Source organism: Mariniluteicoccus endophyticus, from assembly GCF_054780035.1.
Window position 1 is genome coordinate 1 of the sequence record NZ_BAAGXC010000033.1, and the last position, 1,061, is coordinate 1,061.

The 1,061-nt window shown below is 70.2% G+C and carries 2 protein-coding genes; both read right to left on the bottom strand.

All coding sequences use genetic code 11. The annotated features are described in order from the left end of the window. A partial coding sequence (locus ACYVGD_RS15115; RefSeq protein ID WP_460744612.1) for an LGFP repeat-containing protein occupies positions 1 to 604 on the bottom strand: 604 nt, incomplete at its 3' end. Positions 605 to 609: 5 nt separating this feature from the next. Beyond that, a partial coding sequence (locus ACYVGD_RS15120) for a septal ring lytic transglycosylase RlpA family protein (protein ID WP_460744613.1) occupies positions 610 to 1,061 on the bottom strand: 452 nt, incomplete at its 5' end.

A 1,061-nucleotide genomic window follows, 5' to 3' on the forward strand; every position in this document is an offset into this window, starting at 1 on the left:
CCGGATGAGCACCCGAAGCCTGCGACCAATAGATGTAGCCACGCTCAAAACGCTGACCACACCCACCGTTCTTCAGGCCGCAGAACTCCGCGCCCACCGGGTAGCCGAGCGGTCCACGCTCGAAGACGTGCGACGCGTACGCGTCCATGATCAAACCCCACACAGGATGTGCCCCGGACGCCGGCGACCAGTAGATCGAGCCGCCCCGGAACTTCTGGTAGCACCCGCCGTCGCGCAACCCGCAGACCTCCGCGGCGAGCGGGACACCCAGCGGTGAGCCGGCGCCGCCGAGCTCGGTCCAGCGCCTCCCGATCGGCGACGTGGCTGATACCGACGGAGTGGCCGAGGCCTGGGGCGTCGCAACCCGCGTCGGGGTCGCCGACCGGGTCACGGTCACCGACGGCGTGGGTGACGTTGCGATCGAGGGGCCCGGCGTGGCCGAAGCCGTACGCGAGGGCGTGGCCGACGCGGACACCGACGGCGTGGCTGACGCAGACACCGAGGGCGTCGGGGTGGTCGTCGGCGCCGCGAGGGCGGGGGTGACGGCGGTGAGGGCGAGGCCCAGGCCGAGACCCAGGCGGAGCACGGCCTGCAGAGGCTTCATGGCGTTCACAGCGGCTGCACCACCACGTTGATCAGGCCCTGGCGCGTGTCGCCGATGGCGGAGAACGACGCGGTGGACAGGTCGATGCAGCGGCCCGCGACGTAGGGGCCGCGGTCGTTGATACGCACGTCGACGCTGCGTCCGTTGGCCGTGTTGGTCACGCGCGCCCACGAGTTCAGGCGCAGGGTCTTGTGGGCCGCGGTCATCGCGTTGGGGTTGAACCACTCGCCCGAGGCGGTCGGCTGCGGCTCCCAGTAGTGGGAGGCGGTGCAGCGCTCGCCGGCCGGCAGGGCCGGCGCGCCGTTGTCGACGCGGCCGGTGTCGAAATGGAACACCAGCTTCCCACCCTGGAAATTCTGCGTGATCGTCCCATTCACCACCGGACCCTCTGGACCCGTCGGATAACCCAACGACCCACGCTCCCAACCCTGAGCCGCATAAGCCTTACCGATCTCAC